This is a genomic window from Streptomyces monashensis (genome assembly GCF_001866665.1).
GTDB classification, from domain to species: Bacteria; Actinomycetota; Actinomycetes; order Streptomycetales; family Streptomycetaceae; genus Streptomyces; species Streptomyces monashensis.
Genome location: NZ_MLYO01000125.1, coordinates 1 through 855 on the forward strand (window position 1 = coordinate 1; position 855 = coordinate 855).

Genomic DNA, 855 nt, shown 5'->3' on the forward strand with positions numbered 1-855 from the left:
CTCTCTCCGCTGCTGGCCAACATCGCCCTGTCCGCGCTCGATGAGCACGTGATGGGGCCGTGGAAGCCGGGCGGAACGATGTCCAGCGACTCGCGCCGTTTCACGCGGGTGGCCAAGAACCTGCCGAACTGGCGAGTCGTGCGTTACGCGGACGACTTCGTCGTGCTGGTCAGGGGCGAACGCCACCACGTCGAGGCGCTGAAGACGGACATCGGCGAGGTCCTTGCCCCGCTTGGACTGCGCCTTTCTCAGTCCAAGACGCGTGTGGTGCACATGGCCGACGGGTTCGACTTCCTCGGCTTCCACATCAAGTGGATGCGCAAACGGGGAACGGACAAGCACTACGTCTACACGTTCATCGCGGACAAGCCGGTCCGCGAACTGAAGCGGAAGATCAGGGCGCTGACCCACAGGAGGTCGCAGGTCCCGTTCGCCGCCGTGCTGTCGAGGATCAACCAGATCCTTCGCGGCTGGGCCAACTACTTCAAGCACGCCGTCGCCAAGCACACGTTCAACACCTTGCGGTCGTTCGTGTGGTGGCGGGTGGTCAACATGATCACGTATCGGCGACGCATGACGTGGACGGCTCTGCGCCGACAGTTCAAGGGCCCCATGGGCTGGCGGCAGATCGTTCTGGAAGGTGTCGGACTGTTCAACATCGCCTCGGTGACGGTCACCCGCTACCGCTGGCGCGGGCTGAACATCCCGACACCGTGGGCCGCATAGATCATCGAACCAACGGCAGGAACCTGTGGAGAGCCGGATGCGGTGAGAGTCGCACGTCCGGTTCGGTGAGCGGCCCGAGGAAACGGGGCCGGGGAGACCCGGTCACCGCGCCTCGGGCCGACTCTCCAC

The 855-nt window shown here is 64.8% G+C and carries 1 protein-coding gene; it reads left to right on the forward strand.

Annotated features, from left to right (window positions below; translation table 11 throughout):
- Positions 1-726: group II intron maturase-specific domain-containing protein (locus BIV23_RS43995; protein WP_079173806.1), on the forward strand; the 726-nt coding region annotated here is incomplete at its 5' end.
- Positions 727-855: the final 129 nt, after the last annotated feature.